Below are 3,852 nucleotides of genomic sequence, written 5' to 3'. Positions count from 1 at the left end.
AAAGTCAAATATGTTATTGAAGTTGTTTGGGAAAAATATTAAAATAGCGCCTGACATTTTTTTTTATGGAGGCGAAGCTTGTACAAAAGAACGCGGTTTTATGATTTCACGTACTACAATTTCATCGGCACCTGGGCCTGGCTCCTGCACCGGCTGGCCGGCCTGGCGTTGATCTTTTACCTCTCGTTGCATATCTGGGTGATCAACAGCCTGACCTACGGCGAGAAGACCTTCAACCAGGTCATGATCTTCTTGAGCAGCCCCTTGTTCAAGCTGCTGGAAGTCGGCCTGTGGGGGGTCATTCTCTTCCATGCCTTCAATGGGTTACGCATCGTCATCGTCGATTTCTTCAAGGGCTCGCTGGCGCAGAAGAAGTGGTTCATCCTGCTGATCGCCATAGCCTTCGTCCTGTGGGCGCTGGGATCGTATATGATCCTGTCGCACGTGTTCTGAGGAGACCCTGATGAACAAGAATTTTAAACAAACGTCGCGTTCGGGTTCATTCCCCTGGCTGCTGCAGCGTATTTCGGCTGTCATCCTTTTCGTCTTGATGATGCTCCATTTCGTGACTTACCATTTCCTGGGTAAGGGCAAGCCGGTCAGCTACCATTGGGTTATGTCCAAGGTCGGCAACTGGTGGTTCCCGCTGCTGCAGTTCGCCTTCCTGATCACCGCCCTGTATCACGGACTGAACGGGGTCTGGTCGGTCCTGGAAGATTACACGACGAACAGGTACTGGCGCTTGGTCTGGTACAGCCTGCTGCTGACGGTCGGGATCGTGTTGCTTTTCGTCGGCACCCTGACCATCATCAAGCTATATACCCACACGATCGCCTAGGAGTGACACCATGAAAATCGACGAAGCAAGAAATTATCACAAGATCGACGCCGTGATCGTCGGGGCCGGGTTGGCCGGGCTTAGGGCCGCGCTGGAAGTCGCCAAGAGCGGATTGACGGCGGCGGTGATCAGCAAGGTCTACCCGACCCGTTCGCATTCGGGCGGCGCCCAGGGGGGCATTGCCGCCGCCCTGGCCAACGCGGCCGAGGATTCGCCGCAGATGCACATGTTCGACACCATCAAGGGCAGCGACTACCTGGCCGACCAGGACATCATCGAGCTCTTTGTCAACGAGGCCATCAAGACCGTTTACGAGTTCGAGCACATGGGCGTTCCCTTCTCGCGCACCGAGGACGGGCGGATCAACCAGCGGGCTTTCGGCGGCCATTCGTCGCCGCGCGCCTGTTTCGCCCAGGACGTCACCGGCCATGTCCTGCTGCACACCCTGTATGAGCAGTGCCTGAAGCACAACGTGTTTTTCTTCAACGAGTTCCAGGTCCTTTCGCTGCTGCTCGAGAACGACGTGGCGCGCGGCCTGGTGGCCTGGGACATACGCGCCGGCGGCCTCCATATTTTCCACGCCCGCGCGGTCCTGCTGGCCACCGGCGGCTACGGCCGGGCCTGGAAGGTGACGTCCAACGCGCACGCCAACACCGGCGACGGCGTCGGCCTGGTGCTCGAAGCGGGCCTGCCGCTCGAGGACATGGAGTTCGTCCAGTTCCACCCCACCGGGCTGTACAAGCACGGCATCCTTCTTTCCGAGGCCGCCCGCGGCGAAGGGGCCTACATCGTCAACGACCAGGGCGAGCGTTTCATGAAAAAATACGCGGCCAGCAAGATGGAACTGGCGCCGCGCGACATCGTCTCCCGCTCCGAGCAGACCGAGATCAACGAGGGCCGCGGCATCGGCGGCAAGGATTACGTCTACCTCGACCTGCGCCATCTGGGCAAGGAGAAGATCCTGCAGCGCCTGCCGCAGATCTACGACCTGGCCCTGAACTACCTCAAGGTCGACGCCGTCAAGGAACCGGTGCCGATCCAGCCCACCGCCCACTACTCGATGGGCGGCATCCCGGCCAACGCGCGCACCGAGGTGATCAAGGACGCCAAGGGCACGGTGGTCAGGGGCCTATACACGGCCGGGGAAGCGTCCTGCCTTTCGCTGCACGGCGCCAACCGCCTGGGCTGCAACTCGCTCCAGGACGCCGCCACCTTTGGCCGCATCGCCGGCATCCGCATGGGCGAGTGCTGCCGGGAGAACGCCTACAGCGATCTGCCGGCCGAACCCCTGGCCAAGGCCCAGGCCAAGATCGACCGCCTGAAGCAGGCGCCGGGCAAGGAAAAGCACGCCCCCATCCGCGAGGAATTGCAGGTGAACATGACCAAGTACATGGGGGTCTTCCGCAACGAGGGCGATATGGGGAAAATGAAGGCCATCATCAAACAGCTGCAGGAGCGCTACCGCATGGTGGCGATCGACGACCACGGCGCCGCCTTCAACCTGGACCTGATCGAAGCCCTGGAATTGGAAAACCTGCTCAGTTTCTCCGAGGTGATCGTCGAAGGGGCCCTGGCGCGCAAGGAATCGCGCGGCGCCCATTTCCGGACCGATTTTCCCAAGCGCGAAGACGGCCAATGGCTGAAGCACACCCTGGCCTGGCGCCGGGACGGCAAGATCGTCCTCGATTTCAGTAAGGGCGTCGTCATTTTCCCGCAATACCAGCCGCAGGAAAGGAAATATTAAGGAGGATGCAACAATGGCTAAAATAGATATTTCGATAAAAATTTTGAGATACCAGCCGGAAAAGGACGAGAAGCCACACTGGCAATTATTCAAGTTTGCCATTGAGGACGAGGCCACGATTCTCGACGTGCTCAACGAGATCCACTGGGTGCACGACGGCACCCTTTCCTACCGCCGCTCCTGCCGCAGCTCGATCTGCGGTTCCTGCGCCATGAAGGTCAACGGCCGCAATGTGCTGGCCTGCGAGACGCCGATCCACCGCTTCGGCACTCGCTTGAAGATCGAGCCGCTCTCCGGGTTCTCGATCATCAAGGACCTGGTCGTCGACCTGGAGCCGTTCTTCGCCAAGCTGAAGCGCATCAAACCCTACCTGATCGTTGACAAGCCGCTGCCCGACAAGGAGTTCGTGCAATCGACAGCCGAGCTGGAAACGATCGGCGAATCGACGCTGTGCATCCTGTGCGCCGCCTGCAGCGCCGCCTGCCCGAGCTCGTGGCCCAACCAGGAGTACCTCGGCCCCGCGGCCCTGCTCAAGGCCTACCGCTTCATCTTCGACAGCCGCGACGACGGCAGCGACGAGCGGCTGGAGATCATTAACGACAAGAACGGCGTCTGGCGCTGCCACACCATCTTTAATTGCGTCGAAGCCTGTCCGAAGAAGATCAAGATCACCGAGTACCTGTCGCGCCTGAAGGTCAAGGCGGTCGAGAACTCGCTGTAAAAAATAGAGAATTGAGCGTAGGGGTTCAATATAGTCACAGTATGGTTTCAGCAAGCTTAGTAATCTGCTGAAACCATCAAGTGTGACTATACTAACACTAGATATTTTTGGCGACTTTCTGAATGGCCAAAAACATAGTGTGAGTACGATTTCCCTGAGCTCTTTTTGAACCCCTACCCAGTCCTTGATCCTGCCGGGAATGTATTGATTAAAGAATAATACTTTCCCCTAATTGTAAAAACAATTGAATGAGCAATGCCGGCTGGAAAAGCCGGACGCTATTTTTTCTTTTTGGCTTTGGCCTTGACTTTGGTCTTGGTTTTGGCAGCCTCTGCCTTGCTCTTGCGTTTGATGTCCATGCCGTGGGCCTTCTTGTAGCTCTGGATGTCCTTGAAGCGGCCCTTGCTATCGCGCACCGCGTAGAGCTTGGTGCCCTTGGAGCTGCGCATGGTCGTTCTTTTGACTGGCATATGTCCTCCCTCAAATTAATAATAAAAATTGTAAAATTTTAAAAATACATTGTAAACAAAATAGTAAATTTGTTGTAAA

5 protein-coding genes are annotated in these 3,852 nt (G+C 57.2%); 4 read left to right on the top strand and 1 reads right to left on the bottom strand.

The genetic code is table 11. From position 1 onward, the window contains the following. Nucleotides 1–78: 78 nt before the first annotated feature. Genes sdhC through NTW95_05130 form a run of 4 tightly spaced genes read left to right on the top strand, consistent with a single transcriptional unit; the run spans nucleotide 79 to nucleotide 3,303 of the window. The gene (sdhC, locus tag NTW95_05145) at nucleotides 79–453 is read left to right on the top strand and encodes a succinate dehydrogenase, cytochrome b556 subunit (protein MCX6556804.1); all 375 of its coding nucleotides are present in this window, start codon (nucleotides 79–81) and stop codon (nucleotides 451–453) included. Between the two features lie 10 nt (nucleotides 454–463). Further along, nucleotides 464–838, top strand: coding sequence for a succinate dehydrogenase, hydrophobic membrane anchor protein (gene sdhD / locus NTW95_05140; protein MCX6556803.1), 375 nt, complete (start codon nucleotides 464–466; stop codon nucleotides 836–838). Nucleotides 839–848: 10 nt separating this feature from the next. Continuing rightward, complete coding sequence (gene sdhA, locus NTW95_05135; protein MCX6556802.1) at nucleotides 849–2,582, top strand: succinate dehydrogenase flavoprotein subunit; 1,734 nt, start codon at nucleotides 849–851, stop codon at nucleotides 2,580–2,582. Between the two features lie 22 nt (nucleotides 2,583–2,604). Beyond that, a complete protein-coding gene (locus NTW95_05130) occupies nucleotides 2,605–3,303 on the top strand; it encodes a succinate dehydrogenase iron-sulfur subunit (protein MCX6556801.1) in 699 nt (232 codons plus the stop codon). A 278-nt stretch (nucleotides 3,304–3,581) separates the two neighbouring features. Here the strand turns inward: NTW95_05130 and NTW95_05125 are convergent, their stop codons facing one another. Then, nucleotides 3,582–3,773, bottom strand: a complete 192-nt coding sequence (locus NTW95_05125) for a hypothetical protein (GenBank protein MCX6556800.1) — start codon at nucleotides 3,771–3,773, stop codon at nucleotides 3,582–3,584. Nucleotides 3,774–3,852: the final 79 nt, after the last annotated feature.

This window comes from Candidatus Aminicenantes bacterium, from assembly GCA_026393795.1.
In the GTDB taxonomy this organism is placed as follows: domain Bacteria; phylum Acidobacteriota; class Aminicenantia; order UBA2199; family UBA2199; genus UBA2199.
The sequence above is the reverse complement of the archived record's forward strand: the minus strand, read 5'-3'. Positions and strand labels throughout refer to the sequence as shown.

Coding starts and splice junctions, on each gene's coding strand:
- sdhD (MCX6556803.1), top strand. CDS start 464: ATGAACAAGAATTTTAAACAAACGTCGCGTTCGGGTTCATTCCCCTGG.
- sdhA (MCX6556802.1), top strand. CDS start 849: ATGAAAATCGACGAAGCAAGAAATTATCACAAGATCGACGCCGTGATC.
- NTW95_05125 (MCX6556800.1), bottom strand. CDS start 3,773: ATGCCAGTCAAAAGAACGACCATGCGCAGCTCCAAGGGCACCAAGCTC.